22 protein-coding genes are annotated in these 26,816 nt (G+C 71.8%); 9 read left to right on the top strand and 13 right to left on the bottom strand.

Translation table 11 applies throughout. The annotated features are described in order from the left end of the window. Nucleotides 1-6 precede the first annotated feature (6 nt). From A3CE_RS0139665 to A3CE_RS0139635, 7 genes are all read right to left on the bottom strand, one after another. Nucleotides 7-828, bottom strand: coding sequence for an ABC transporter permease (locus tag A3CE_RS0139665; protein WP_020645659.1), 822 nt, complete (start codon nt 826-828; stop codon nt 7-9). Continuing rightward, nucleotides 829-1,635: an ABC transporter permease gene (locus tag A3CE_RS0139660; protein WP_020645658.1), complete on the bottom strand. Its 807-nt coding sequence runs from the start codon at nt 1,633-1,635 to the stop codon at nt 829-831. Continuing rightward, nucleotides 1,635-2,591 carry an ABC transporter ATP-binding protein gene (locus A3CE_RS0139655; RefSeq protein ID WP_020645657.1) on the bottom strand — a complete coding sequence of 319 codons (957 nt, stop codon included), beginning with the start codon at nt 2,589-2,591 and terminating at the stop codon, nt 1,635-1,637. Before A3CE_RS0139655 ends, A3CE_RS0139660 begins: the two co-directional genes overlap by 1 nt. Nucleotides 2,592-2,657: 66 nt before the next feature. After that, nucleotides 2,658-5,996, bottom strand: coding sequence for a phosphodiester glycosidase family protein (locus A3CE_RS0139650; RefSeq protein ID WP_020645656.1), 3,339 nt, complete (start codon nt 5,994-5,996; stop codon nt 2,658-2,660). 105 nt (nt 5,997-6,101) lie between these two features. Continuing rightward, nucleotides 6,102-6,815 carry a maleylpyruvate isomerase family mycothiol-dependent enzyme gene (locus A3CE_RS0139645; protein ID WP_020645655.1) on the bottom strand — a complete coding sequence of 238 codons (714 nt, stop codon included), beginning with the start codon at nt 6,813-6,815 and terminating at the stop codon, nt 6,102-6,104. Between the two features lie 52 nt (nt 6,816-6,867). Beyond that, nucleotides 6,868-7,278, bottom strand: coding sequence for a nucleoside-diphosphate kinase (ndk, locus tag A3CE_RS0139640; RefSeq protein WP_020645654.1), 411 nt, complete (start codon nt 7,276-7,278; stop codon nt 6,868-6,870). A 66-nt stretch (nt 7,279-7,344) separates the two neighbouring features. Next, the gene (locus A3CE_RS0139635) at nt 7,345-8,898 is read right to left on the bottom strand and encodes an alkaline phosphatase D family protein (protein WP_020645653.1); all 1,554 of its coding nucleotides are present in this window, start codon (nt 8,896-8,898) and stop codon (nt 7,345-7,347) included. A gap of 124 nt (nt 8,899-9,022) precedes the next feature. On the opposite strand from A3CE_RS0139635, the gene A3CE_RS0139630 reads away from it, so the two are divergent. After that, nucleotides 9,023-11,380, top strand: coding sequence for a penicillin acylase family protein (locus A3CE_RS0139630; protein ID WP_026469310.1), 2,358 nt, complete (start codon nt 9,023-9,025; stop codon nt 11,378-11,380). 273 nt (nt 11,381-11,653) lie between these two features. Here A3CE_RS0139630 and A3CE_RS0139625 read toward each other — a convergent pair whose 3' ends face one another. Both A3CE_RS0139625 and folC read right to left on the bottom strand, forming a co-directional pair. Further along, nucleotides 11,654-12,010 (bottom strand): DUF4233 domain-containing protein, encoded by a 357-nt coding sequence (locus A3CE_RS0139625; protein ID WP_051183968.1) that lies wholly within the window; start codon nt 12,008-12,010, stop codon nt 11,654-11,656. 32 nt (nt 12,011-12,042) lie between these two features. Beyond that, a complete protein-coding gene (gene folC, locus A3CE_RS0139620; protein WP_020645650.1) occupies nt 12,043-13,698 on the bottom strand; it encodes a bifunctional tetrahydrofolate synthase/dihydrofolate synthase in 1,656 nt (551 codons plus the stop codon). A gap of 71 nt (nt 13,699-13,769) precedes the next feature. Here folC and A3CE_RS0139615 point away from each other — a divergent pair, with 71 nt between their 5' ends. Both A3CE_RS0139615 and A3CE_RS0139610 read left to right on the top strand, forming a co-directional pair. Then, nucleotides 13,770-14,405, top strand: coding sequence for a class I SAM-dependent methyltransferase (locus A3CE_RS0139615; RefSeq protein WP_020645649.1), 636 nt, complete (start codon nt 13,770-13,772; stop codon nt 14,403-14,405). A 70-nt stretch (nt 14,406-14,475) separates the two neighbouring features. Further along, a complete protein-coding gene (locus A3CE_RS0139610) occupies nt 14,476-15,345 on the top strand; it encodes an SGNH/GDSL hydrolase family protein (RefSeq protein WP_020645648.1) in 870 nt (289 codons plus the stop codon). Here A3CE_RS0139610 and A3CE_RS0139605 read toward each other — a convergent pair. Then, the gene (locus A3CE_RS0139605) at nt 15,329-16,105 is read right to left on the bottom strand and encodes an alpha/beta fold hydrolase (RefSeq protein ID WP_020645647.1); all 777 of its coding nucleotides are present in this window, start codon (nt 16,103-16,105) and stop codon (nt 15,329-15,331) included. The genes A3CE_RS0139610 and A3CE_RS0139605 overlap by 17 nt on opposite strands. Before the next feature lie 11 nt (nt 16,106-16,116). Then, nucleotides 16,117-16,881: an alpha/beta fold hydrolase gene (locus A3CE_RS0139600; RefSeq protein WP_020645646.1), complete on the bottom strand. Its 765-nt coding sequence runs from the start codon at nt 16,879-16,881 to the stop codon at nt 16,117-16,119. Between the two features lie 70 nt (nt 16,882-16,951). Here A3CE_RS0139600 and A3CE_RS0139595 point away from each other — a divergent pair, with 70 nt between their 5' ends. After that, the gene (locus A3CE_RS0139595; RefSeq protein WP_245589659.1) at nt 16,952-17,854 is read left to right on the top strand and encodes a LysR family transcriptional regulator; all 903 of its coding nucleotides are present in this window, start codon (nt 16,952-16,954) and stop codon (nt 17,852-17,854) included. A gap of 84 nt (nt 17,855-17,938) precedes the next feature. On the opposite strand, the gene A3CE_RS0139590 is transcribed toward A3CE_RS0139595, so the two are convergent. Continuing rightward, a complete protein-coding gene (locus A3CE_RS0139590) occupies nt 17,939-20,560 on the bottom strand; it encodes a valine--tRNA ligase (RefSeq protein ID WP_020645644.1) in 2,622 nt (873 codons plus the stop codon). 56 nt (nt 20,561-20,616) lie between these two features. Here A3CE_RS0139590 and A3CE_RS0139585 point away from each other — a divergent pair, with 56 nt between their 5' ends. The 5 genes from A3CE_RS0139585 to A3CE_RS0139565 all read left to right on the top strand — a co-directional run bounded on the left by A3CE_RS0139585 (nt 20,617) and on the right by A3CE_RS0139565 (nt 26,290). Then, nucleotides 20,617-20,910 carry a hypothetical protein gene (locus tag A3CE_RS0139585; protein ID WP_020645643.1) on the top strand — a complete coding sequence of 98 codons (294 nt, stop codon included), beginning with the start codon at nt 20,617-20,619 and terminating at the stop codon, nt 20,908-20,910. 55 nt (nt 20,911-20,965) lie between these two features. Then, nucleotides 20,966-21,979, top strand: coding sequence for a hypothetical protein (locus tag A3CE_RS0139580; RefSeq protein WP_026469308.1), 1,014 nt, complete (start codon nt 20,966-20,968; stop codon nt 21,977-21,979). Nucleotides 21,980-22,080: 101 nt separating this feature from the next. Continuing rightward, a complete protein-coding gene (locus A3CE_RS0139575) occupies nt 22,081-22,518 on the top strand; it encodes a MarR family winged helix-turn-helix transcriptional regulator (protein WP_026469307.1) in 438 nt (145 codons plus the stop codon). A gap of 88 nt (nt 22,519-22,606) precedes the next feature. Next, nucleotides 22,607-23,908 carry an MFS transporter gene (locus tag A3CE_RS0139570; RefSeq protein WP_020645641.1) on the top strand — a complete coding sequence of 434 codons (1,302 nt, stop codon included), beginning with the start codon at nt 22,607-22,609 and terminating at the stop codon, nt 23,906-23,908. 42 nt (nt 23,909-23,950) lie between these two features. After that, on the top strand, nt 23,951-26,290 hold the full coding sequence (locus tag A3CE_RS0139565; RefSeq protein ID WP_020645640.1) for an FdhF/YdeP family oxidoreductase: 2,340 nt from the start codon (nt 23,951-23,953) through the stop codon (nt 26,288-26,290). On the opposite strand, the gene A3CE_RS0139560 is transcribed toward A3CE_RS0139565, so the two are convergent. Beyond that, on the bottom strand, nt 26,281-26,805 hold the full coding sequence (locus tag A3CE_RS0139560; RefSeq protein WP_020645639.1) for a hypothetical protein: 525 nt from the start codon (nt 26,803-26,805) through the stop codon (nt 26,281-26,283). The two genes, A3CE_RS0139565 and A3CE_RS0139560, sit on opposite strands and share 10 nt — an antisense overlap. Between the last annotated feature and the right edge of the window lie 11 nt (nt 26,806-26,816).

Here is a 26,816-nt window from a genome sequence, read left to right as displayed (position 1 = left end):
CCGGCGTCACGTCAGGAGCAGCTTCGCGATCCGGCGCGTCGAGGCCCACAGGCCCACCGCGCCCAGGACGATCAGGTAGCCCAGGTTGACCAGCATGCCGCCGGACAGCAGGCCCGTCGCCAGGCCGCGCATCAGCTCGATCCCGTGGTAGAGCGGGAGGCAGCGGACCACCCACTGCAGCGGCTCCGGGTACACCGACAGCGGGAAGAACGTCGTCGCGAACAGGAACATCGGGGTCAGGCCCAGCTGGATGTAGTCGAACTGGGAGGTCGACTTCAGGAACGTCACCAGCGCCATGCCGATCGCCGAGAAGGCCAGCCCGATCAGCAGGGCCGCCGGGACCATCAGCAGCGCCCACCACGAGGCGACCAGCCCCATCGCCGCGGCGATGGCCAGGAACGCCACGGCGTAGATGCCGCCGCGGGTCATCGCCCAGCCGAGCTCGCCGAGCGCCACGTCCAGCGGGCCGATCGGCGTCGCCAGCATCGCGTCGTACGTCTTCGCGTAGCGCAGCTTGAAGAACAGGTTGTACGTCGACTCGAACACGGCGCCGTTCATCGCCGACGTCGCCAGCAGCGCCGGCGCCACGAACGCGACGTAGCTCATCGGGTGCCCGCCGGGCCCGGCCACCTCGGTGACCAGCCTGCCGAACCCGAGCTGGAACGCCATCAGGTAGAGGAACGGCTCGACCGCACCGGACAGGAAGATCAGCCAGCTGCCGCGGTAGACCATGACCGAGCGCTCGACGAGCATGCGCGCCCGGCCCGCGTACAGCCCGGGTGGGAGGATCCGCAGCAGCAGCCCGGCACGGGCCTCGACGGCCGTCATTCAGACCACCAGCCTCCGGTAGAAGGCCCGGTGCGCCAGCGCCCACCCGGCCGCGAACAACGCCGCGAGCACCGCGAAGTGGCCGAGCATCGCCCAGCCGCCGACCCCGCCGACGCTGACGCCGCGGGCCAGCTGCGTGCCGTGCCACAGCGGGGAGAGCCAGGCCAGCCACCGGATCGCGCCCGGCAGCTGGGAGATCGGGAAGAACGTGCCCGAGAACAACGTCATCGGCATCACGACGAAGCGGAAGATCAGCCCGAACCGCTGGCCCTCGTCGAAGGTGCGCGCCGCCAGCGCGGCCATCGGCGTGGTGCAGGCGAGCCCGGTGACCGTGCCCGCGAGGATCACCAGCAGGACCCCCGGCCCGGTCCAGGCGCCGAAGAAGAGCGCGACCAGCGCGTAGATCGCGCCCGCCAGCGTCAGCCGCAGCGCCGACCAGATCAGGTGACCGCCGAAGACCTGGCCCGGCGACACCGGCGTGGCCGTGACCGCCAGGTAGTCCTTCTGCCACTTGAACCCGGACAGCACCGGGTAGCTGGACTCGCCGACCGCCTGCTGCGCGGCACCGGCGGCGAGCAGCGCGGGCGCGATGTACTGCAGGTAGGACAGGCCGCCGGTGACCGCGCCCGGCCGCACCTGCGAGCCGAAGCCCAGCCCCATCGCGGCGAGGAAGAGCACCGGTTGCAGCCCGGTGGAGTACAAGGTGGACAGCCAGTGCCTGCGGTACCAGGTCCAGTGCCCCTCGACGCGCAGCCAGGCGCCCTGCCACTTGCCGACCACGCGGCCGGTGGATTCGACGGTGCTCATCACTCCACCAGCGTCCGGCCCGTGAGCCGGAGGAAGACGTCCTCCAGCGAGCTCCGGCGCACCAGGCTCGACAGCGGCCGCACGCCGCGGGAATGCGCGCGCTCCAGGGTGTCCTCGCCGTCGTCGCTGTAGAGCAGCACCCGGTCCGGCAGCACCTCGACCCGCTCCGCGAGCCCCTCCACCTGCCGGGCCGCGGAAACCTGCTCCCCCGACGCGAACCGCAGCTCGACGACCTCGCGCGTGGAGTACCGCCTGATCAGCTCGGCCGGCGAGCCCTCCGCGGCGATCCGGCCGTTGTCCATCACCACCAGCCGGTCGCACAGCTGCTCGGCCTCGTCCATGTAGTGCGTCGTGACGATCAGCGTCGTGCCCTGGGCCTTGAGCCGGAACAGCCGGTCCCACAGCAGGTGCCGGGCCTGCGGGTCGAGCCCGGTCGTCGGCTCGTCGAGCAGCAGCAGCTCCGGGTCGTTGACCAGCGAGCGCGCGATGGTCAGCCGCCGTTTCATGCCGCCCGAGAGCGGGTCGACCTTGTCCTCGGCCCGGTCACCCAGCTGGGCGAACTCCAGCAGCTCCGCGGCCTTGCGCCGGGCCGCCGCCCGCGACAGCCCGAAGTACCGGGCGTAGATCTGCAGGTTCTCCCGCACGGTCAGCTCGACGTCCAGGTTGTCCTGCTGCGGCACCACGCCGAGCCGGGCGCGGATCCGCGGCCCGGCGACGTCGGGGTCGAGGCCGAGCACGCGGAGGTCGCCGTCGGTCCGCGGCGACACGCACGCGATCATCCGCATGGTCGACGACTTCCCGGCGCCGTTCGGCCCCAGGAAGCCGAACGACTCCCCGCGCCGCACCTCGACGTCGATCCCGCGCACGGCCTCGAACTCGCCGAAGCGCTTCACGAGTGCCTTGGCCTGCACCAGTGCCGGTTCCCGCTCCTCCGATTCGTCCACGCTTCGCACCATAGGACCCACCACCGACAAAAACCGAACGGATTAGCCGCCACGGCACTCCGGGAGACGGCGTATCCGTCAGCCGCCGACGGTCACGACCAGCGTCCGCGTCACCCCGTTGACCGTCACCGACAGCCGGGCGACGCCCGGTTTCAGCGCCGTCAGCACTCCCGACGCCGGGTCGAACGACGCGACGTCCCACGGGGCCGGTGGCCAGGCGCCGGCGATGTGCGTGCCCCAGCCGCCCGTCCAGTCCGCGCTCACCGGGTACGCCACCGGCACGTCGCGAATCCCCTGCCGGACCGTCGCGCGGACGTCGGCGCGAGCACCGGGCGCCAGCTCGGACGGCCCGGTCAGGGACAGCGCGTCGACGTTCGGCCGCGTCTCGAACCGCACCGGCTGCGCGCGGTCGGCCGGGTCCACGCGCAGCAGCGTCCAGCCGACGAAGCCGCCGTCGCCCGGGGCGGCCGCGGGAGTCTTGCCCGAGTTGCCGTTGACCAGGTAGGGCACCCCGTCGACCCGGGACAGCGAGAACACGCCCGCGTGCGAGGCGACGGCGGCGGCCGGCTTGCCGGACGCCTGCTCGAACCCGGTCAGCCAGCGGGTCAGCAACGCGGCCTCCTTCCGGTCGCCGAGCTGGGAGTTCCCGGTCGGGCCGGGATCCTTCACCGGGTGGTGCATGGCGACGACGACCCCGCGCACGGACCGATCGGCCGCCGCCGAGTCGAGCGCCGAGCGCAGCATCCGGACCTGGTCGAACCCGCCCGCCCGCAGCGAGCCGCGTGAGGAGTCCAGCAGCACCAGCCGGATGCCGTGGACGTCGACGACCCGATGCGTGACGCCGAAGACGGCCTGGAAGTTCGAGAGGCCGTTGCCGGCCTCCGCCTCGTGGTTGCCCGGCAGGTAGTACCAGGGCACCTTGCCGTCCAGCTCGTCCGCGAGCACCTGCCGGGCCAGCGCGAAGTCGGGTGCCGTGCCGCGGTCGACGAAATCGCCGTTGATCAGCACCAGGTCCGGTTTCGCCGCGACGGCTTCGCGCAGCGCCCGCCGGGCCTGGGCGACCAGCGGCCCGGCCGGGTCGTCCGCGGTGAACTGCGCGTCACTGACGACCGCGACGCGCAGACCACCGGCCAAGAAGCCGTCCGTGACCAGCGCCGGGTCGTGCGGGGCCGGGTCGGCGGGCACGGCCGTCGCCGGCGCCACCTCGAACGTCAGGTCGTCGAACACCAGCCGGCCCTCGTACTGCTGGTCCGGCACGTTTTCGACGGCGTAGAACCGCGCCAGCCGCTGGCCGGCGGGCAGGCCCGCGGGCACGGCGGCGGTGACGTACCGCCAGCCCGTCCAGCCGACGCTCAACGAAAGGTCCACAATGGACGCCACGTTCGCGGCGTCGCGCAGTTCGGCCCGCAGCCACGCGCCCTTGCCGTCGCCGTTCACCCACAGCCCGATCTTCTGCGTCCCGGCCGGTACCGGAAGCGGCGAAGACGGCGTCACGTACGCGGCGCGCGTGGCCGTCGTGCCGGTCAGCCGGTAGTCCAGCGCCAGACCGGCACCGCCGTCGCGCCCGGGTGCCGCCGACAGCGCCGCGCCGACGACCGCCGGGAACACCGTCGCCGTCCAGCCCGCCGGACCGTCCAAAGGAGACGCCACCTGCGCGACGGTGCCGACGGACGCGGCCAGGTGCGTGGTCAAGCCCGCGGCCGTCGCGGTGATCGTGGTCGCGCCGGAGGAGGTCAGCGCGGTCACCGCGAACCCGTCGCCCGACGGCTCGATCCGCGCGACCGAGTGGTCGTAGTCCAGCTTGACGTCGTCGGGCTCGAGCCAGGTGCCGTAGCCGTCGGCGTCGTAGCCGTAGACCTCGAACGTGCTCCCGGCGCCCGCGGCCGACAACGCGACCTGCTCGGTGCTCGTGCCGAGCCGGACCGGCTCGCCCAGCACCGAAAGCGCCGTCTTCCAGGACGCCCGGCCCGAGCGCGCGACGACGTCGACACCGCCCGCGCCGTGGCCCGTGACGACTCCGTGCGTCACGGTCGCCCGCCGGAGATCCGACGTGCTCCAGCGCGGGTCGGCGGCGACCGCGGCGCCCGTCTCGTCGTGGCCGTCGGCGACCAGGTGCCGGGTCAGGCCGGAGAGCACGCGGTCCGCGCCGTCCGCCGTCACCGCGGGCGCCGGCGCGAAGCCGGTGAGCTTGCCGCTGCCGGGCACGGTCGTGAACCCGATTCCGTTGGGCACCAGGCGTTCCCCGCCATCGGACGGCGAGTTCCGGACGCTCGGCGCGGCTTCGCCCTCGTTGCGCGCCAGGAGCGTCGACGACCCGCCGCCGTCGAGGTTGATCGCGTCGTCGGCACCGAGGCTCTTCAGGTGGCGCGCCAGCTCCAGCTCGGTCATCCCGCGGCTGTCGGACTGACGTCCGTCCACAGTGGCCAGCCACAGTTTCGTCCCGTCGGCGGAGAAGCCGACCGCCGTGCGCGGGTGCATGGCCACGTCGTCGACCGGCTGCACGACGCCGTCGCGGAGCAGGACTTCGTTGCCGCCCACCGCGACCGCGATCTTCCCGGCGTCCGTGCGCGGCGCGTAGGTGACGCCGACCGGGTCGCCCGGCTTGAGCGCGGCCAGTGCGTCCGCCCCGGCTTCGCGGGCCAGCAGCACCGTCGTCCCCGCCGCGATCGGGCCGTCCGCGGGCGCGGTGCGGACCTGCGTGACGACGCCGTCGCGCAGCTCCGCTTCGAGCACGCGGGACGCGCCGGCCACCGAAGACCGCCGAGCCGAGGCGCCCCACAACGGCGTGTAGACGCCGATCGCGTCCGCATCGAGGACGGGACTGTTGAAGTTGGTCGCCTGCACGGTGCCGCCGGGCAGCGTCACGCTCGCTTCGAGGAACACCGAAGCCAGCCGGGCCTTGCCCGCGTCGGTGATCGACGCGGTGAGGTTGTGGCCGGCCGCGGGGGCGGTCTGCAGCTGCCCGCGGTCGATGCCGACGCCGATCGGCGCGCCGGTGGCGCTGATGTCGAAGAAGTCGCCGTTGACGCCGGCCACCGCGCCCGCCCGGGCGATCTGCTGGGAGAGCGGCGTGCGCGCGGAGACCGTGCCGGGGCTCAGATACGCCGGCTTGAGCACCTTGCTGCCCAGGTCGACGGCGAGGGTGTCGCCGCGGATCCAGCCGGCCGGGTCGAACCGGTCGAACTGGGTGAGGTTCAGCCCAGGCGCGACTTCGGTGGTCGCAGTGCCGGTGACGAGCCCGTCGTCGGAGTCGGCGGCCGCGAAGGCGGCCGGGCCTTCGTGGGCCGACGACGCGGGGGGCGCGGCCTCGACCGGTGGCGTGCCGAGCGGCGCGGCCAGGGGGTCGGCGTGGGCGGGGGCGACGAACGCCGTCGCGAACAAGGCGACGAACGGCAGCGCGATGCGTGACTTCTTCACCAGGTACCCCAGTATCGAGTGAGAGTGAGCCCGACCAGCACAGCGCAGTGGCACGGCCGGGGGAAGGCTTCCCGGTGAACGCCGCCTGAATGGTCTAGAACACCATCAGGGCGTCAGGGGCGTGGCGAGGAACGCGGCGGCGGCGGCGCCGGCGGTGTGGGGGGAAGGCCCGGTGCGCTTCCACAGCCGCAGCAGCAGTGCCCGGGCGGGCGCCTCGACCGTCGCGGCGCCGTCCGCGGCCGGACCGAGCGCGGGCGGCTCGCCGGGGTGGACGGTCCAGACGTCGCCGGTGTCGGTGGCCCGCAAGGAAACCGGATGCGGGAGCTCGGGTACGGGGTGCCACCGGGCCACCCGCGGCATGAGGACACCGAGCACCTCGTCGACGCCGTCCGCGGCCACGGCCGGGTCGAGCACGTGGTCGCTGCCCGAGTCGGCGAGGTGGACGGCGGTTTCGTGGACCTGGCGGCGGAACCAGAAGGACTTCGTCTTCGGAGTGCCGCCGAAGTGCCAGCACGGGTCTTCCGGGTCCGCGGCGTCGAGCGCGTCGAGCAGCAGCCGCGCGCTTTCGGCGTACCACGACGCCAGGTCGGCGCCGACGTCGGCGCCGAAGTTCTGTGGCTGCGCGTCCCCGGTCCGGACGACCGTGGCGGCCCAGCGGTGCACGTTGCCGAGGTGCGTCCCGAGATCGGTGACGGTCCAGCCGGCGCAGTCGGGCACCGCCGCGGCCGGGTCGGCCGCGCGCAGCTGCCCGGCGAACGCACCCGTCAGCTCCCGCAGCACGGGAAGGTAGTCGCGGGCCGGGAACGGCATCGTCGTCATGGGTGCTCCGGAAGGAGGAACCGGGGCCACGCGAACGTGGCCCCGGCGCCGGTCACAGGTCGGGGAACCAGAGCTTCAGCTCGCGCTCGGCCGACTCCGGTGAGTCCGAACCGTGCACCAGGTTGTACTGGGTCTCCAGCGCGAAGTCGCCGCGGATGGTGCCCGGGGTGGCCTTCTCGACCGGGTCGGTACCGCCGGCGAGCTGGCGGAACGCGGCGATCGCGCGCGGCCCCTCCACGGCGATGGCGACGAGCGGGCCCGAAGTGATGAACTCCAGCAGGTCGCCGAAGAACGAACGCTCCTTGTGCTCGGCGTAGTGCTCCTCGGCCAGTGCCTGCGGAACGGTCCGCAGCTCGAGGGCGGCGAGCTTCAGGCCCTTGCGCTCGATCCGCGAGAGGACCTCGCCGACGAGGCCGCGCGCGACGCCATCGGGCTTGACGAGGATCAGCGTGCGTTCAGTCACGACGGTGTTTCTCCTTGGTGCGGTTTGTGTCGTTGTGTCGGTGCGCGTGAGCGTAGCCGACCCTGCTCAGCGGCCCTGCGGGTGCAGCTTCTTCGACCACAGCGACGCACCGGTGGCGTCGCGCAGGTCCACCGTCAGGTCGCCGGTCGCGCCGTCGATGTTCAGCTCGCCGAAGTGCTGGAAGCCGTCGATCGGGGACGTGTTCGCCGCCGGCGGGGCGTGCACGAACACCGCTTCGGGGCCGAACGTCGGGTCGAGCTGGTTGGGACCGAACGCGCCGGCGTTCAGCGGCCCGGACACGAACTCCCAGAACGGGTCGAAGTCCTGGAAAGCCGCCCGGTCGGGTGAGTAGTGGTGCGCCGCCGTGTAGTGGACGTCCGCGGTCAGCCAGACGACGTTGCGCACCCGGCGCCGCTGGATCTCCCGCAGCACCCAGGCCAGCTCGGTCTCGCGGCCACCTGGTGCGCCCGGCAGGTTGTTCGCCACCGCTTCGATCGCGGTGCCGTCCGGGACGACCAGGCCCAGCGGCATGTCGGCCTGGACGATCTTCCACGTCGCGGTGCTGCGGCCGAGCGCGTCGGCCAGCCAGCGGGCCTGCGCGTCGCCGAGGATGTACCCCGGCTTGGTCTGGTCCGCGGTGTTGGCGTTGCGGTAGGTCCGCATGTCCAGCACGAAGATCTCGGCCCGCGAGCCGTAGCGGAAGCTGCGGTAGACGCGGCCGTCGACGGCCTGGCGGGAGTCGATCGGGTGCCACTCGTGGAACGCCTGGTACGCCCGCGGCGCGAGGACATCGACGCGCTTTTCGGTGTAGGCCGGGTTGTCGAGGATCTTGCCCGGGTACCAGTTGTTCAGGACTTCGTGGTCATCCCATTGGGCGTAGACGGGGACCTGCGCGGCGAAGCGCTTGAAGTTCCCGTCGAGCCGGTTGTAGGCGTGCTGGCCGCGGAACTCGTCGAGGGTCTCGGCGACCTTCGACTTCTCCGGCGTGACGACGTTGTGCCAGGTCCGGCCGCCGGGCAGGGTGACGCTTTCGGTCAGGGGGCCGTCGGAGTACACGGTGTCCCCGCTGTGCAGGAACAGGTCCGGGCAGCGGGCGGCCATCGCGGAGAAGATCGTCATGCCGCCCAGTGCGGGGTTGATGCCCCAGTTCTGGCCGGCGACGTCGCCCGACCACAGGATCCGGGTGTCGCGGCGGCCGACCGGCGCGGTGGCGAACCGGCCGGTCAGCGGTTCGCTCGTGGTGCGGCCGTCGAGTGCTTCGGCGGTGACGCGGTAGTGGTATTCGGTGCCGGGCTGCAGGGCGGCGACGCGCACGCTGCCGGTGCCGCCGCTGTCCGGGCCCACCAGCGGGCCGGGCACCCGGCGGGCGTGCCGGAACGACGGGTCCCGCGCGATCTCGACGACCAGCCGCGACGGCCGGTCCGCCCGGGACCAGACGATCGCCGAGCCGGGCGTGACGTCCCCGGACTGGACGCCGTGGGTGAGCACGGGCCGGCCGCCGCGCACGAGCGGGGCCGCGGCGAAGGCCGTGGACGGCAGGACGAGGCCCGCGGCGACAGCGGACGCGCCGGTGAGGCCGGCCTTGAGCAGGGAACGGCGGGAATGGGTCGGTTCGGTCATGCGCGGTTTCTATCCCGCCGCGGCCAACGCCGGTTTGCGCGCGGGTGAACGAATACTGGGGTTTTCCCCCATACCCGGGAGTTATCGCCGTCGGTAGCGTGGCGATCACGACAAGGGGGTACGAATGACGCACTTCAGGAAAGGCTTGGCCGTTGCCGCGGCGGTGCTGTCGTTGACCACGCTCGGCACCGGGGTGGCTTCGGCGGGCGAAGACGGCGCGAAAGCCGTTGTCCGCTACACCGAACACGGCATCCCGCACATCGTCGCCAAGGACTTCGGCGGCCTCGGCTACGGGTACGGCTACGCGGCGGCGACCGACAACGTCTGCGAACTCGCGAAGATCTACGTCACGGTGAGCGCGCAGCGGTCGCGGTACTTCGGCCCGGACGGCGAGGGCTACCCGTCGTTGTCCGAGGCGAAGAACAACCTGCACAGCGACCTGTTCTTCCAGCAGATCAACGACTCCGGCGTGGCCGACCGGCTGGTCGCGCAACCGGCGCCGCAGGGGCCGCGGCCCGAGGTCCGGCAGATCGTTTCGGGCTACGTGAAGGGGTTCAACGCCTTCCTGGCCCGCACCGGCCGGTCCGGGATCACCGATCCGGCCTGCCGCGGCGCGGACTGGGTCCGGCCGATCACCGAACAGGACTTCTACCGGCACTTCTACTCCATCGCCGTCACCGGTGGCCTGGGCTTCGTCACCGAAGGACTGTTCGCGACGCCCCCGTCCGGCACGGCGGCCGCGAGCCCGGGGACGGCCGCTCAGCTGTCCGCGAGCCTGCGCGACGGGCTCGGCAAAGGCGGCCTCGGCAGCAACGGCATCGCCATCGGCAGCGACGGGACCGCGGCGGGCAAGGGCAGTGTGCTGCTCGGCAACCCGCACTACCCGTGGCACGACGGACGGCGGTTCTGGCAGAGCCAGCTGACCATTCCCGGCCGGGTCGACGTGGCCGGGGCGAGCCTGCTCGGCATGCCGTTCGTGATGATCGGGCACACCGCGGACGCGGCCTGGACGCACACGGTGTCCACACCGGTCACGTTCGGCCTGTTCGAGGTCCCGCTGACGCCCGGCGACCCGACGACGTACCTCGTCGACGGCAAGGCCGAGAAGATGACCTCCCGCGACGTGACGGTCCAGGTACGCCAAGCCGACGGCTCGCTGAAGCCGGTCCGCCAGACCTTCTGGGCGACGCGGTACGGGCCGGTGCTGAACGACGTCGGCGGCTTCCCGGTGCCGTGGACGGCGAAGTCGGCGTACGCGCTGCGCGACGCCAACGCGACCAACCTGCGCGGGCTGAACACGTGGATCGAGCTCGACCAGGCCCGCAGCACGGCCGACATCGTCGGCACGCTCAGCCGTACGCAGGGCGTGCCGTGGGTCAACACCATCGCGACCGACCGGGCGGGCAACGCGCTCTACGCCGACATCCAGGTCGTCCCGCACGTCACCGACGAGCTGGCGGCGAGGTGCAGCACTCCCTTGGGCCAGCAGACGTTCCCCGGCGACGCACTGGCCATTTTGGACGGTGCGAAGTCGTCCTGCCAATGGGGTTCCGACCCGGGCGCGGTCGAGCCGGGGATCTTCGCGCCGTCGAGGCTGCCGCAGCAGCAGCGCCGTGACTACGAGCTGAACACGAACGACAGCGCCTGGCTGGCGAACGCGAAGGCGCCGATCACGGGGTATCCGCACATCGTCGGCGACCAGGCCACCGAGCGCAATCCGCGGACCCGGGAAGCGCTGCTCACCGCCGAGCGGGGCGGGTTCACCACGGACTCGATGAAGCAGATGCTCTTCGCCGACCACAGCCTGTTCGCCGACCTGGCGGCGGCGGATCTGGCGAAGCTGTGCGCGTCGTTCCCGGACGGGCTGGCACCGTCGTCGGCCGGCCCGGTGCCAGTCGGTCCGGGGTGCGCCGCGCTGGCGAACTGGGACCACACGTATTCCCTCGACAGCCGCGGTTCGCTGCTGTTCCAACGGTTCGCCATCCGGCTCGGCGGGGTTTCCCGGTTCACCGTGCCGTTCGACCCGAAGGCGCCGCTCACCACGCCGAACACGCTCAACGTCGGCGACGCGGGCCTCCAGAAGGCGTTCGGCGACGCTTTGGCGGAGCTGCGCGCGGCGGGACTCTCGCCCGACGCACCGCTGCGCGACGGCCAGTCCGTCACCCGCAACGGCGAGCGCATCCCCATCCACGGTGCCCAGGGCTTCCTCGGCGTGCTGAACGTGATGACGCCGCAGTGGGACCCGGCGCACGGGAACACCGAGGTCGCGCACGGCTCCAGCTACCTCCAGGTGGTCGGGTTCAGCGGGCGCGCGTGCCCGGACTCGTCGACGTTGCTGACGTATTCGCAGTCGGCCAACCCGAAGTCGCCGTACTTCAGCGACCAGACGAAGCTCTACAGCGGCGGTGAGTGGGTGAAGGAACGCTTCTGCGAGGCCGACATCCTGCGCTCACCCGCGCTGCGGACCGTCGTGCTGCACTGACGTTTCCCGCACGGAGGCGGGCATCAGGACCCGGTGCCCGCCTCCGCCGAGAGGGCGCGCAGCTCTTCGAAGGTTTCGGTGAGGCGGCGTCCAGGCTCGGCTCACGTCGGCGACGGCGGTATCTGAAGGCCCGCGGTGCACCGGCTCGACGCGGCAGTCCTGTTCCGCCTGGCCCCTGGTGTACGGCTTCGACACCCCGTCTCCAGCGCCTTCACGCGCTCGACGCGCTCACCACCGAGGTGCGGGCCTGCCAAGCGGCGCCGCACCCGTGAGTCACGGCTGGGGTTGCTGGCTCGCCAGCGTTCCGGCCGCCATGCGGCGGGCGACGTCGCGGCGCAGCCAGAGCAGCCACAGCCAGACCGCCAGGAAGATCGCGCCGAGCACGGCGATCGCAGGCAGCCAGAACACCAGCGCGATCAGCACCGCCTGGAGCGCGAGGATGAGCGGCACCGCCCACGTCCGCTTGACGAACCCGCAGGTCAGCAGCAGCACGACGGCCACGGCGATGACCGTCCAGCCGGTGCCCGTGGAGATCCCGCCGCCAAGTTTGTCGACCACCGGGAGCGCCAGGGCGACCGTGATCGCCTCCATGATCAGCGTCCCCGACATCACGCCGCGGAAGCCCTTCATCGGGTCCTTCGGCTTGGGTGCGTCCTGAGCGGTCACGCCGGCTCCTTCCCGAACAGCGTGCGCGCCTCGCCCACGGTGACCACCGACCCGGTGACCAGCACGCCACCGCCCGCCAGGGGTTCTTCGGGGTCGTCGCTGGTCTCCACCAGCGCGATCGCGGTCTCGATCGCCGTCTCCAGGTCCGTCTCGGCGACCACGCGGTCCTCGCCGAACACCGAGATCGCCAGCTGGTTCAGCTCTTCCAGCGGCATCGAGCGGGGCGAGGAGTTCCGCGTCACGACGATGTCGGAGACGACCGGCTCCAGCGCCTCGAGGATGCCGTGGGCGTCCTTCTCGGCCATCACGCCGACCACCGCGACCAGGCGGCGGAAGGCGAACTCCTCGGCCACGGTCGTCGCGAGCGCGCGGGCGCCGTGCGGGTTGTGCGCCGCGTCGAGCAGCACGGTGGGCGCCGAGCGGACGCGCTCCAGCCGTCCTGGCGTCTCGACTTCGGCGAACGCCTCGCGCACGGCCTCGACGACCAGCTGCCTGTCCTTGCCCGCGCCGAAGAACGCCTCGACCGCGGCCAGCGCGAGCGCGGCGTTCGCGGCCTGGTGGGCGCCGTGCAGCGGCAGGAAGATCTCGTCGTACACGCCGCCGAGGCCCTGCAGCTTCAGCAGCTGCCCGCCGACGGCGATCTCCTTCTCGAGCACACCGAACTCGCTGCCGGCGCGCGCGACCGCGGCGTCGACCTCGACGGTGCGCTCCAGCAGCACCTTCAGCACCTCGGGGTCCTGCTCGCCGATGACCGCGACCGAGCCGGGCTTGATGATGCCCGCCTTTTCGCGCGCCGCGCCGAGGATGTCCGGGCCGAGGTACTCGACGTGATCGAGGCCGATCGGGGTGATGACGGCGACGTCGGCGTCCGCGACGTTCGTGGCGTCCCAGGCGCCGCCGAGTCCCGCTTCGAGCACGGCGGCTTCCACCGGCGCGTCGGCGAACGCGGCGAACGCCATGCCGGTGAGGATTTCGAACTTGCTCATCGCGACGCCGTCCGCGGCCGCACCGTCCACCATGGACACGTACGGCGCGATGTCCTGCCACAGTTCGGCGTAGCGCGCGGCGGAGATCGGCCGTCCGTCGAGTGCGATCCGCTCGGTGACCAGCTGCAGGTGCGGGCTGGTGTAGCGGCCGACGCGCAGGCCCATCCGGGTCAGCAGCGCGTCGATCATCCGGGCCGTCGAGCCCTTGCCGTTCGTGCCGGCGACGTGCAGCACCGGGTAGCCGCGGTTCGGCTCGCCCAGCAGCTGCGTCAGCGCGGAGATGCGGGTGAGCGACGGCTCGATCTTCGTCTCCGGCCAGCGCTGGTTCAGCTCGGCCTCGACGGCCATCAGCTCGCGCCGCGCCTCGGGGCCGTCCGGGCTGCCGTAGACCTCGGGTGCGCCCTGGTCGTCGAGCTCGTGCAGCTCGGTCTCCTCGGGCACGGCCAGGTCGGGCACCGGGCCGGTGGCGAGGTTGTCGCCCAGCTGGCCGACGCCGCCGATCCCGCCGCGCGCGCCGCCGCCCGCCTCGAACGCGGTGTCGCGGGCGTCCAGTTCCGGGTCGTGGTCGTCGGACTCCTCGTAGCCCGACGACTCCAGCTCGTCGACGCCCGCGAAGCTGTCCAGATCCGACAGGTCCGGCCTGCGACCTGTCTCATCCTGCGGCACTGACTCTCCTCCGGACCGGGATTCACCTGACCAGACGAGTCTACGTGCGCCACCGGTGGCACTCTCGACGCATGCCGTTCAACCACAACGACCACTACCACCCGCTCCTGCTGGATCTGCTGCCGCCGGGACCGGGGATCGCGCTGGACGTCGGGTGCGGCACCGGCCGGTTCGCCCGGCGGCTGGCCGCGACCGGCATGGCGGTGGAGGCGGTCGACGTCTCGGCGGCGATGGTCGAGGCGGCGGCGGGGCTGGGGTCGCCGGGCCCCGGCGAGATCGTCTACCGGCGGGCCGACGTCACCACCGACGCCCTGCCCGAGCGGCACTACGACTACGTCTCGTGCCTGGCGTCCCTGCACCACATGCCGTTCGAGACGGTCACCAAGCTGCGCCGCGCGCTGGTGCCGGGCGGCGTGCTCGTGGTGCTCGGCCTGGCGAGACCCAGCACGCCCGCGGACTGGGCGCGGGCCGTCGCGGCGGTCCCGGTCAACGCGCTCGCGCGGCTGGTCGTCTACGCGGGCGAGCGGCTGAACGGCGGTCCCGAACCGGGTCCGAAGGCGCCGGTCGCCGACGACTTCCCGACGCTGGCCGAGGTGCGCCGTGAGGCGGCCCGGCTGCTGCCCGGGAGCACGGTCCGGCCGTTGCTGTTCTGGCGGACGTTGATCACTTACCGTGAGCAAGGTGACGGTGACCCGACTGGCGGGTGAAGTCCGTCCCGCCACTGTCCGGCGCTCGCTAGATGTGGAGGCAGCGTAACCGGAACAGAACGGGGTCTTCATGCGCATCACCCGGCTGCTCGTCGCCGTCTCCTCGGCAGCCATCCTCCTGACCACCGCGGCCACCGCGTCGGCGACGGCGGGGTTCCACCACTACGTCGCCCTCGGCGACTCGTACACCTCCGGGCCGTTCATCCCGGCCCAGCGGCTCGACCCGCTCGGCTGCGGGCGCTCGACGGCGAACTACCCGTCGGTCGTGGCGGCGGCGCTGCACGTCGGCGCGTTCACCGACGTCAGCTGCGCCGGCGCCGACACGACCGACCTGGCCCGCCCCCAGCAGGTGCCCTTGAACGGCACGAACGCCCCGCAGCTGGACGCCCTGCGCCTCGACACCGACCTGGTCACCGTCGGCATCGGCGGCAACGACTTCGACCTCTTCGACCGGCTGGTCACGACGTGCCCGGGGCTGCGGCCGAGCGACCCCACGGGCAACCCCTGCGAAGAGCACTTCGCGACCAACGGCGTCGACACGGTGAAGACGGTCATCGGCACCATCCGGCCGCGGATCGACGCGGCGCTGGGCGCCATCCGCCAGCGCTCACCGGGCGCGCGGGTGCTCGTCGTCGGCTACCCGCGAATCGCACCGGAGAACGGCTACTGCCCGGACGTCCTGCCGTTCGCCGACGGCGACTACGCCTGGCTGAACCAGGTCGAGCGCGACCTGAACCAGGCCCTCGAAGATGCCGCGGCGAACGGCGACGCTGAGTTCGTGGACACGTACGGCCCCTCCCGCGGCCACGACGCGTGCGCCCGCGGCGGCTCGGCGTGGATCAACGGCAAGGACCAGGACGTGTTCGCGGCGGCCGCGTACCACCCGGTGAAGGCGGGAATGGCCGGCGTGGCGGCGGTGGTGCTCAAGGCATTGCGCTGACGAAGTCCAGCACGAGCCGGGCGAACTCGTCCGGCAGCTCGGCCGGAGCACCGTGCCCCGCGTCGATTTCGGCGGCGCGCGCGTCCGGGATCGCGGCGACCAGCTCACGCTGCTGGTCCGCCGTGACGAGCCGGTCGTGCGCGCTGCCGAGCACCAGCACCGGCGCGGTGATCCGCCCGAGCACCGGCCGCAGGTCGACGGCGCGGTCGGCCTCGATCTGCCGGTCCGCGCCGGGCTGGATCACCGTTTCCAGCGTCTTGACCAGCTGCTCGTTGCCCTCCGCCGTGGTCTGCTCCCAGTAGCGCGGGCCGAAGGCCATCAGCGGGAGCATGCGGGCGAAGGTGCCGGTTTCGAGCAGGTCCAGCCAGTAGCGGAACTCGGCGTCCTGCCGGACGTCGGTGACCGGCCAGGCGGCGTGCAGCACTGCCGAGCGCACCCGGTCCGGGTGGGTGCCGGCCAGCTGGGCCGCGACCACCGCGCCGAGCGAGTGCCCGACGACGTGGGCGGGGCCGGCCCCGGAGTGGTCCAGCACGGCTTCGGCCTGGGCGGCGAGGGCTTCGACGGTGATCGGGCCGCCGTCGTCGGTGGTCAGGCCGGAGCCGGGGAAGTCGGGAGCCAGGACGGTGAAGCCGCTCGCCTGCGTGGTCAGCGGTTCCCACTGTTCGCGGGACGCGGCGGTGCCGTGCAGCAGGAGCAGCGCCGGGCCGTCGCCGGTCCGGTCGTAGTGGACGACGGTGTCTCCGAGCGTCACTTTGGGCATGGTCGTTCCCTTCAGGCGGCGATGGTCCGGAGCGCGGCGGTGAACGCGCGCGGGTTTTCCTGGTGCGGGACGTGCCCGCAGCCGGCGAGCACGTGCACGCGGGCGCCGGGGGTCTCCGCCGCGCAGCCGCGCGGTACCTCGAGCGGGATCTGGGCGTCCAGCTCGCCGTGCAGGTAGGTGATCGGGACGGCGAGGCCCTTGAGCCGGGGCCGCGGGTCGTAGGTGGTGCATTCGGTGAACAGCTCGTCGATGTAAGGGCCGGAGTCGAGCAGCTGGCGGACGGTCCAGTCGACGAGTTCGCGCGCGGCGCCCGCGGCGAACCAGCCCGGCGCCCAGCCCGCCACCGTGCCTGCCCGATCGTCGGCGAGCTGTTTACGCAGGTCATGAATCTGGTCGAGCATGCCGGTGCTCGGCCAGTAGCCCGGGCCGTCGACCACGACGACGTGGTCGACGAGGTCCGGCCGGGCGAGGGCCAGCTCGGTGGCGAAGACGCCGCCGATGCTCGACCCGACGACCGTGGGTTTGATCTTCAGCGCCTCGATCGTCTTCACGAGGTCGGCCGTGACGCCGTCGATGGTGTTGCCGTCGGCCGGGTGGTCCGAGCGGCCGCACCCGCGCCAGTCGAGGGTGACGACGCGGTGGTCGCGCACGAGATCGGGCAGGCACGAGTACCAGACGCGGCCGCTGGTCCCCCAGCCGTGCAGGAGCAGCAGGGCGGGGCCGGTGCCGGCGTCTTCGTAGTGGAGGCGGGTTCCGTTGACGTCCAAGTAGGGCATGGCACGAGCCAACCGCCCGGGCGCGTGCTTTTCGATGAGCAGTCCGCTCCTACACTCATCACGAACACTGATGAATGGGGACGCCGTGGAGCTTCGTCAGCTCAGGTATTTCGTGGCGGTCGCCGAGGAGCTGCACTTCGGGCGGGCCGCGGAGCGGCTGCACATCGTCCAGCCCGCGGTGAGCCAGCAGGTCCGGCGGCTGGAGCGGGAACTGGATGTCCCGCTGTTCGGGCGGACGACACGCAGCGTGTCTCTGACGGAGGCCGGCCAGCGGTTCCTGCCGCACGCACGGGCGGTCCTGGCGGCGGCCGGCCGGGCGGCGGATTCGGTGGCGGAGTTCCGGGCCTCGGCGGCATTGGTGCGTTTGGGCACGAGCGAGGGTCTGGGCGACCGCTTGGACCTCTTGCTCGGAGCCTTCGCGCGGCTGGCACCTTCGGCACAGCTGGAGCTGGTCCACGCGCCGACTCCCCAACGGCTGCAACGAGTCCGCGACGGTTCCTTGGACGCGACCATCGTGCGCGGTTCGTGGCCCGCTTCCGGCCTCGACTTCACTCCTCTGTGGACGGACGAGGTCTGGGTCGCGCTGCCGGATTCCCACCCACTGGCCGCTTCGGACGTGGTTCCGTTCGCTTCCCTGGCGCCGTTGCCGCTGCGGATCAGCTCACCGGAACGGAACCGGCCGTTGTTCGACCTGGTGCTCTCCTGCTGCCGGGAAGCGGGGTTCGAACCGGTTCTGGGCAAGGAGTTCACGACGGCGCAGGACACCCTGGGGACGCTGGGCTTCGGCCGTCCACACTGGACGGTGTTCTACCGGGCGCACGCCAAGCTGCTGCCGGTTCCGGGGGTGGTGTTCCGGCCGCTGACGGACCCGTCACCACGGATGCCGACCTCCCTGGCGACCCCCTCGGACCGGCGGCTGACCCCGGAACTGGTGGCGCTGATCGAAGCCGCGCGGGCCATCGACGCCGGCTGAGCAGCCCCCGTTTTCCACGCTACCGGAGCGGTACGACGAAGCCCGGCACTCCGCAGGAGAGTGCCGGGCTTCTGTCCACAAACCTCAGGAGACCGGGAGCGCCGCCAGCCGGGCCGTGATGCGGTCGATGTCCGCGACCGCCGTTTCCTTGCGCGCCTTGATCTTCTCGACCACGTGCTCCGGGGCCTTCGCGATGAACGCGTCGTTGCCGAGCTTGGCCTCCGTCTGCGTCAGCTCCTTCTGGGCCGCCGCCAGGTCCTTCTGCAGGCGCTTGCGCTCCGCCTCGACGTCGACCGTGCCGGAGAGGTCCAGCTCCACCGTCACCACGCCGTCCGCCAGTGCCACCTCCAGTGACGCGCTCGCCGCGAATTCCGGAGCCGGCGCCGTCAGCCGGACCAGCGAGCGGACCGCTTCCTCGTGGCCGCCGGTGTACCCCGCGAGCCGCGCCGCCACCTTCTGGCCCGGCTTGAGGCCCTGGTCCGCGCGGAAGCGGCGGATCTCCGTCACCAGCTTCTGGACGTCCGCGATCCGGGTGTCGGCCACCGCATCGGCATAACCCGAAGGAGCGGCGGGCCACGAAGCGACGACCAGCGACTCGCCACCCGTCAACGCCGTCCAGAGCTTCTCCGTGATGAACGGGATGAACGGGTGCAGCAGCCGCAGCACCGTGTCCAGCACGTGGCCGAGGACAGCGCGGGTCGCCGAGACGCGCGAGGGTTCCCCTTGGTACAGCTGGACCTTCGCCAGCTCCAGGTACCAGTCGCACAGCTCGTTCCAGGTGAACTGGTAGAGCGCGCCCGCCACCTTCGCGAACTGGAAGTCCTCGAACAGGCCGTCCACTTCGGACACCAGCGCGCCGAGGCGGCCCAGGATCCAGCGGTCCGCCTCCGTCAGGTCCCCGGCAGCAGGCAGCGGAGCATCGACCGAAGCGCCGTTCATCATCGCGAACTTCGTCGCGTTCCACAGCTTCGTGCAGAAGTTGCGGGAGCCCGCCGCCCACTCGTCGGCCAGTGCCATGTCCGCGCCCGGGTTCGCGCCGCGGGCCAGGGTGAACCGGGTCGCGTCCGCGCCGTAGGCGTCCATCCACTCCAGCGGGTCGATCACGTTGCCGCGCGACTTGGACATCTTCTTGCCCTGCGCGTCGCGGATCAGGCCGTGCAGGTAGACGTGGTCGAAGGGCTGCGAGCCCTGCATCTGGTGGACGCCGAACATCATCATCCGGACGACCCAGAAGAACAGGATGTCGTAGCCCGTCGAGAGCACACTCGTCGGGTAGAACTTGGCCAGATCTTCCGAAGAAGAGGGCCAGCCCAGCGTCGACATCGGCCACAGGCCCGAGGAGAACCACGTGTCCAGGACGTCCGGGTCCTGCGTCCAGCCCGCGCCCGACGGAGGCTGCTCGTCGGGGCCGACGCACACGACCTCGCCGTCGGGGCCGTACCAGACCGGGATGCGGTGACCCCACCACAGCTGGCGCGAAATCGTCCAGTCGTGCATGTTGTCGACCCAGTCGAAGTACCGCTTGCCCAGCTCCGGCGGGTGGATCTTCGTCCGGCCGTCGCGGACCGCGTCGCCGGCCAGCTTGGCCAGCTCCTCGACCTTGACCCACCACTGCAGCGACAGCCGCGGCTCGACGACCGTGTCGCACCGCGAGCAGTGCCCGACCGCGTGCACGTACGGGCGCTTCTCGGCGACGATCCGGCCGGCCTCCCGCAGCGCGGCGACGACCGCCGGGCGCGCCTCGAACCGGTCGAGGCCCTCGAACGGCCCGGGCGCGGTGATCTCGGCGCGCTCGTTCATGATCGTCAGCATCGGCAGGTCGTGCCGGCGGCCGATCTCGAAGTCGTTCGGGTCGTGCGCCGGGGTGACCTTCACCGCACCGGTGCCGAACTCGGGGTCGACGTGCTTGTCGGCCACGATCGGGATGCGGCGGCCGGTCAGCGGCAGCTCGACCTCGGTGCCGACCAGGTGCGCGTACCGCTCGTCGTCCGGGTGGACGGCGACCGCGGTGTCGCCCAGCATCGTCTCCGAGCGGGTGGTGGCGACCACGATCGCGTTGTCGCCGTCGCCGTAGCGGATCGACACGAGCTCGCCGTCGTCGTCGTTGTGGTCGACCTCGATGTCCGACAGCGCCGTCTGGCAGCGCGGGCACCAGTTGATGATCCGCTCGGCGCGGTAGATCAGGCCCTCGTCGAAGAAGTTCTTGAACACCGTCTGGACGGCCTTCGACAGGTTCTCGTCCATGGTGAACCGCTCGCGCGACCAGTCGACGCCGTCGCCGAGGCGCTTCATCTGGCCGAGGATCTTGCCGCCGTACTCGGCCTTCCACTCCCAGACGCGCTCGACGAACTTCTCGCGGCCCAGGTCGTGGCGCGAAAGGCCCTCGCCGGCCAGCTGGCGCTCGACGACGTTCTGCGTCGCGATACCGGCGTGGTCCATGCCCGGCAGCCAGAGCACCTCGTAGCCCTGCATGCGCCGGCGGCGGCTCATCGCGTCCATCAACGTGTGGTTGAGGGCGTGGCCCATGTGCAGCGAACCGGTGACGTTCGGCGGCGGCAGTACGATCGAGAACGGCGGCTTCCCCGACGAGGCGTCGGCCGTGAAGTACCCGGCCGCTACCCAGCGGTCGTACATCGGTGCTTCCTCGGCGGCCGGGTCCCAGGCACCCGGAAGGTCGGTGGTCTGCTGCGGAGCGTTCTCGGTCACAATGGACAAGTCTACGAACCCGTCACGGCGGGTCACCCAGGGGGAAGGCACTCGGGATGGCACAGCCTCAGCAGCCGCAGGATCCGGACGACCGGCGCCTGGAAACGCACCCGGACCTGATGAACCCGGACTGGCAGCAGCACGCCCAGCGGGACGCGTGGCTGGGCGCGAAGAAGGACCTCAGGAAACGCCGCAAGCGCGAGCGCCGCACGGGTGGTCGGAACCGGCCGGGGCAGAGCCGCTGGCCGGGTGTGCTGGCCCTGCTCATCGTGGTCGGCCTGGTCGCGGCGGCGATCATCGTGCACCAAATCCAGGGCATCGGCGTCAACGAGTTCGCGTATTTCGGCTAGGCCCGTAACGCTCGTCACCCGAGGTCGATGATCAGACGTCGGCTTGGGGGGACACATGGACGAAGACAACCTGCTCGACTCGCACCCGGACCTGATGGACCCGGACTGGCGCAAGCACGCGCAGAAAGACGCCTGGCTGGGTTCGAAGAAGGACCGCAAGCAGTTCCGCAAGCAGCAGAAACGCGCCGCGCGCGGCCCGCGCCGCCGGTGGTGGATCTTCGCGGTGTTCGTGGCGATCCTGGCCGTGACCACGGTGGCGATCGTGCTGGCCGGGCGGCGCCCGGCGCCGGAAACCGCCATCGGCCCGGTCACGCCCACGCCCACGCCGGTCAACCCGACGTCGGTCGCCCGGGTCGCGCACGTGGACCTCAAGCACGCGTACGCGCGGACGCCGGCCGACGTCTGGAAGAAGGGCATCGACGGGGTCACCTCGCCCGCACCCGCCGCGGTCGGGTCGTTCACCCCCGCGCAGGTCGGCGACGCCTACGCCAAGGTCAAGCAGGTGATCGCGGCCGCCAGGCTCGACCCGGCCGTGCTCGACCGGCACGACACCGCGGCCTTCCTGGCGCTCTTCGCCAAGGACGTCCAGGCCTCCGTCGGGAAGACCCTGGCGGCGAAGCCGGACTTCTCCGGGTACGTCACCGAACTCGCCGACGGCTACCACCTGCTCGACCAGGGCCCGCGCACGCTCGGCTCGATGACCGCGAGCCCCGGCAAGAAGCCGGGCGAACTGGTCGTCGACGTGAAGTACGTGGTCGCCTACGCGTTCGACTCTCCCCACCCCGGCAGCCTGACCGGACCGTGGGAGATCGTCAGCTTCGTGCGGTCGGACGAGCGCTACGTGATCCGCCAGGGCAAGGGCTTCGCGGCGGACAGCCGCGGCCTGTGGCCCGACGACGGCGGCGGCACCTTCTACGAATCCATCGGCTGCGAAGCGCTCAAGCAGGGCTATCTCGCTCCGGGATACGCCAACCCCGACGATGCCGGGCTTCCCGGCGAGGAGAAGGAGGTTCCGGGCGCGTACGACCCGAACCTCCCGCTGCCCGACGTCCACGGCTGCCACGACTGACTGTTCGTGAAGGCCACCTTGAGGAACTTGAAGTTCCTCAAGGTGGCCTTCACGAACCTGGCCCAGATGCACAGTCTGGACTGAACAGTTAAACTGTGTGCATGGGCGAAGTATCTCCGCACGTGGCCGAGAGCGCCGGCTGGATCCGCGCGGTCGTCGGGCAGCTGCACCGGCGGCTGCGCCAGGTCGACAACGCCGGCATCCTCACGCCATCGCAGTCCGCCGTGCTGCACCGGCTCTATCGCGACGGCCCCGCCACGCAGGGTGAGCTGGCCGCCGCCGAGCACGTCCGGCAGCAGTCGATGGCCGCCACCCTCGGCGTCCTCGACGAGCTGGGCTACCTCGCCCGCACGCCCGACCCCGCCGACCGGCGCCGCGTGGTGATCAGCCTCTCCGCCGACGGCACCGACACCGTGCGCGGGATCCAGCGGCACCGCGACGAGTGGCTCGCCCAGGCGCTGGTGGACGAACTGTCCCCCGCCGAACTCGACGCCGTCACCCGCGCGTTGCCGCTGCTGCAGCGCGTGGCTCAGCACTGATAACCAGTCGGCCGGTAAAAAACGAGGAGTTCTCACGACCACCGTCACCGCTCCCGCCAAGTTCGGCGCCCGCCTGGTCACCCCGCTGGTGGCCGGCGCGGTGCTCAACCCGATCAACTCCACGCTCATCGCCGTCGCGCTCGTGCCGATCGGACGCAGCTTCGGGGCCGGTCCCGGCCAGACCGCCTGGCTCATTTCGGCGCTGTACCTGGCCACCGCGGTCGGGCAGCCGGTGGTCGGCCTGCTGGTCGACCGCTACGGCGCCCGCCGCGTCCTGCTCGGCGGCGCGACGCTGGTGATCGTCGCCGGGATCGCGGGCATGATCCCGATCTCGGTCGGCTGGCTGACCGGCGTCCGGGTCGTGCTCGGCCTGGGCACGTGCGCCGGGTTCCCGGCGGCGATGGCCGTGCTGCGTCACCACGCCGAGGCGACCGGCCAGGGTGTGCCCGCGCGTGTGTTGTCGGTGCTGTCGATGTCCGCGCAGACGGTGATGGTGATCGGCCCGACGCTCGGCGGGGTACTCATCGGCCTCTTCGGCTGGCCCGCGATCTTCGCCGTGAACATCCCGCTCGCCGGCCTGTCGCTGGTGCTGGCGCTGCTGTGGGTGCCGAAGGACGACCGCGGCGAGCGCACCGCCACCCGGATCGACGTGCTCGGCATCGCGTTGTTCTCCGCCACCCTGCTCGCGCTCCTGTTCTTCCTGATGAACCCCGGCGCGGACCTCTGGCTGCTCGCCGTGGTCGCCGCGGCCGGGACCGCCTTCACGCTGGTGGAGCTGCGACGCGGGGCCCCGTTCCTCGACCTCCGGATGCTCGCGGCCAACCGCGCGATCCTGCGCACCTACCTGCGGCAGTCGCTGAGCTTCATGGCCATCTACGCGATCATGTTCGGGTACGTGCAGTGGCTCGAGACCGCGCGCGGTCTGAGCGAAGAAGCCGCCGGGCTGATGCTCCTGCCGATGTCGGGCACCGCCGTCTGCGCCGCGGCCTTCTCCGGGCGCGCGTCCGGGATCAAGGCGCGGCTGGTCACCGTCGCCGTAGCGCTGGTCGGCGGCTCCGCGTTGCTCCTGTTCGTCCACGACGGCACCGGGGTCGGCGCACTGCTCGCGCTGGCCGGGTTGTTCGGCCTGGCCCAGGGCCTGACCAGCGTCGCCAACCAGACGACGCTCTACCGCGAAGCCCCGGCCGGGCAGATGGGCACCGCGAGCGGCCTGTTCCGCACCGCCCAGTACCTCGGCGCGATCGTGGCCTCCACGCTCATCGCGCTCTGCTACGGGCCGCACGCAGGCTCCGCGGGCCTGCACCGGCTCGCCCTGGCCCTGATCGCCATCACCGGTCTCCTGCTCGTGGTCACCGTCGCCGACCGCGGACTGCGCACCGCCGAAGCCTGACCCCTGTTAACGCGAGCGACCAGCAAGGCGGACGATGAAGGCATGACCCGTGAAGCGCCGGCCCAGGACGTGGACGAGACCCGCCTCGAGGTGGGCAAGCCGAAGGGCTGGGCGGCCGGGATACCCGGCGTGGCCGTGTCGCTCGCGCGCAGCGTCGAGCAGATGGGCACCGGCCGGACGATCAAGGCGCTGCGGCTGCTGAACCAGCGCGAGGGCTTCGACTGCCCCGGCTGCGCGTGGCCGGAGCCACGGGAGATCGACGGCGAGCACCGCAAACTGGCCGAGTTCTGCGAAAACGGCGCCAAGGCCGTCGCCGAGGAAGCCACGAAACGGCGGGTCGGCCGGGAGTTCTTCGCCGCCCACCCGGTTTCCGAGCTGCGGGGGAAGACCGGCTACTGGCTGGGCCAGCAGGGCCGGATCACCGAGCCGTTCGTGCTGCGCGACGGCGCGACGCACTACGAGCCGATCTCCTGGGCCGCCGCCTTCGAGCTGGTCGCGGGCGAGCTCAAGGCGCTGACCGACCCGAACGAGGCGATCTTCTACACCTCGGGCCGCACCAGCAACGAAGCCGCGTTCCTCTACCAGCTGCTGGTGCGCTCCTTCGGCACCAACAACCTGCCGGACTGCTCCAACATGTGCCACGAGTCCTCGGGCGCGGCGCTGGCGGCCACCACCGGCGTCGGCAAGGGCTCGGTCAGCCTCGCGGACATCCACCAGGCCGACCTGATCGTCGTCGTCGGGCAGAACCCGGGCACCAACCACCCGCGGATGCTCTCGGCGCTCGAGGAAGCCAAGGGCAACGGCGCGAAGATCATCGCGGTCAACCCGCTGCCCGAGGCCGGGCTGATGCGGTTCAAGAACCCGCAGAACGTCCGCGGCGTCGTCGGCAAGGGCACGCCGCTGGCCGACGAGTTCGCCCAGATCCGCCTCGGCGGCGACCTGGCGCTGTTCCAGGCCGTCGGGCACCTGCTGCTGGCCTGGGACGCCGAGGCACCCGGCGCGATCGTGGACCGCGCGTTCGTCGAGCAGGCGACCGAGGGCTTCGACGACTACGCGAAGCACCTGCGCGAGATCGACTGGCCGGAGGTCGAGCGCGCGACCGGCCTCCCGCGCGAGCAGATCGAACGCGTCGCGCGGATGATCGCTTCGTCCGAGCGCACCATCTACTGCTGGGCGATGGGGCTCACGCAGCACAAGCACGCGGTGCCGACGATCTCCGAGATCGCGAACCTCGCGCTGATGCGCGGGATGATCGGCAAGCCCGGCGCCGGCCTGTGCCCGGTGCGCGGGCACTCGAACGTCCAGGGCGACCGGACGATGGGCATCTGGGAGAAGATGCCGCAGTCGTTCCTCGACGCCCTCGCCGCCGAGTTCGGCGTCGACGTCCCGCGCGAGCACGGCTGGGACACCGTCGACGCGATCCGCGCGATGCGCGACGGCCGCGGCAAGGTGTTCTTCGCCGTCGGCGGCAACTTCGCGTCGGCGACGCCGGACTCGGAGCTCACCGAGAGGGCGCTGAGCTCGTGCGCGCTGACCGTGCACGTGTCGACGAAGCTGAACCGCTCCCACGTCGTGCCCGGCCGGTCCGCGCTGATCCTGCCCACGCTCGGCCGCACCGAGCGCGACGTCCAGGCGAGCGGCGAGCAGTTCGTCACGGTCGAGGACTCGATGTCGCAGGTGCACACCTCGCGCGGGCGCCTGAAGCCGGCGAGCGAGCACCTGCTGTCCGAGGTCGCCATCGTCTGCCGGCTGGCCGAAACGCTGTTCGGCGCCGGGCACGCCGTGCCGTGGCGGACGTTCGAGACCGACTACGACCTGATCCGCGACCGGATTTCGCGGGTCGTGCCGGGCTGCGCCGACTACAACCGCCGCGTCCGCGAGCCCGACGGGTTCGTCCTGCCGCACGCGCCGCGCGACTCCCGCGAGTTCACCGGCACCGCGAACGGCAAGGGCAACTTCACCGTGTCGCCGCTGGAGTACCCGCAGGTGCCCGAGGGCAGGCTGCTGCTGCAGACCATGCGCAGCCACGACCAGTACAACACCACGATCTACGGGCTGTCCGACCGCTACCGCGGCATCGAGAACGCCCGGCGCGTGGTGCTCGTCAACCCGGACGACCTGGCCGAGCTGGGCCTGGCCGACGGCGCCGTGGTCGACCTCGTGTCCGAGTGGCGCGACGACCCGGAACGTCGCGCGCCGGCCTTCCGGGTCGTCGCGTACCCGACGGCGCGCGGCTGCGCGGCGGCGTACTTCCCGGAGGCGAACGCGCTGGTGGCACTGGACTCGGTCGCGGACAAGTCGAACACGCCGGTGTCGAAGGCCATCGTGGTCCGGCTCGAACCAGTCCGGGAAGAGCCAGGCCGGGAAGAGCCTCAGCCCTGAAAGTTCCGCTGCAGCGTGCTCGCCATGTCCGTGACCACGGCCTGCACGTTGTCGAGGGTCGCGGGCGGGATCAGCGCGGCCTCGGTGCCGCCGTCGGCGATGACCAGGCCCAGCACGACGTTGCCGGTGCGCACGGCGGCCCACTGCTCGGCGAACCCGGCCTCGTCCCCGACCCCGGTGGCGAGCCGGACGCCCGAGTGGTCGCCGAGCGCGTCGGTCATCAGCTGGCTGGCCTTGGTGGCGGCCTGGCCGGCGTCGGAATCGGTGAACCGCACGACGGCGATCGTGAGGAGCCGGTAGTCCTGCAGGTCGGGCTTCCCGCCGCCGAGGTCGCGGGCGAACAGGCGCTTGCAGCCGGTGACCTCGTTGCCGTCGCCCGGCTGGTCCTCCGGCACGACCTTGGCGTCGGCGGTCTTGATCGAGTCGGGCGGGATCTCGACCGTCCCCTGCGCGAGCTGCGCCTGCGCGTTCGGGCCGGGCAGCCGGCAGGCGTCGATCGCGCCGGGGTAGTGCACCGAGGCGGACG

The organism is Amycolatopsis balhimycina FH 1894 (assembly GCF_000384295.1).
In the GTDB taxonomy this organism is placed as follows: domain Bacteria; phylum Actinomycetota; class Actinomycetes; order Mycobacteriales; family Pseudonocardiaceae; genus Amycolatopsis; species Amycolatopsis balhimycina.
The sequence above is the reverse complement of the archived record's forward strand: the minus strand, read 5'-3'. Positions and strand labels throughout refer to the sequence as shown.

Coding starts and splice junctions, on each gene's coding strand:
- A3CE_RS0139665 (WP_020645659.1), bottom strand. CDS start 828: ATGACGGCCGTCGAGGCCCGTGCCGGGCTGCTGCTGCGGATCCTCCCA.
- A3CE_RS0139660 (WP_020645658.1), bottom strand. CDS start 1,635: ATGAGCACCGTCGAATCCACCGGCCGCGTGGTCGGCAAGTGGCAGGGC.
- A3CE_RS0139655 (WP_020645657.1), bottom strand. CDS start 2,591: ATGGTGCGAAGCGTGGACGAATCGGAGGAGCGGGAACCGGCACTGGTG.
- A3CE_RS0139645 (WP_020645655.1), bottom strand. CDS start 6,815: ATGACGACGATGCCGTTCCCGGCCCGCGACTACCTTCCCGTGCTGCGG.
- A3CE_RS0139635 (WP_020645653.1), bottom strand. CDS start 8,898: ATGACCGAACCGACCCATTCCCGCCGTTCCCTGCTCAAGGCCGGCCTC.
- A3CE_RS0139630 (WP_026469310.1), top strand. CDS start 9,023: ATGACGCACTTCAGGAAAGGCTTGGCCGTTGCCGCGGCGGTGCTGTCG.
- A3CE_RS0139625 (WP_051183968.1), bottom strand. CDS start 12,010: ATGAAGGGCTTCCGCGGCGTGATGTCGGGGACGCTGATCATGGAGGCG.
- A3CE_RS0139615 (WP_020645649.1), top strand. CDS start 13,770: ATGCCGTTCAACCACAACGACCACTACCACCCGCTCCTGCTGGATCTG.
- A3CE_RS0139610 (WP_020645648.1), top strand. CDS start 14,476: ATGCGCATCACCCGGCTGCTCGTCGCCGTCTCCTCGGCAGCCATCCTC.
- A3CE_RS0139605 (WP_020645647.1), bottom strand. CDS start 16,105: ATGCCCAAAGTGACGCTCGGAGACACCGTCGTCCACTACGACCGGACC.
- A3CE_RS0139600 (WP_020645646.1), bottom strand. CDS start 16,881: ATGCCCTACTTGGACGTCAACGGAACCCGCCTCCACTACGAAGACGCC.
- A3CE_RS0139595 (WP_245589659.1), top strand. CDS start 16,952: ATGAATGGGGACGCCGTGGAGCTTCGTCAGCTCAGGTATTTCGTGGCG.
- A3CE_RS0139585 (WP_020645643.1), top strand. CDS start 20,617: ATGGCACAGCCTCAGCAGCCGCAGGATCCGGACGACCGGCGCCTGGAA.
- A3CE_RS0139580 (WP_026469308.1), top strand. CDS start 20,966: ATGGACGAAGACAACCTGCTCGACTCGCACCCGGACCTGATGGACCCG.
- A3CE_RS0139575 (WP_026469307.1), top strand. CDS start 22,081: ATGGGCGAAGTATCTCCGCACGTGGCCGAGAGCGCCGGCTGGATCCGC.
- A3CE_RS0139565 (WP_020645640.1), top strand. CDS start 23,951: ATGACCCGTGAAGCGCCGGCCCAGGACGTGGACGAGACCCGCCTCGAG.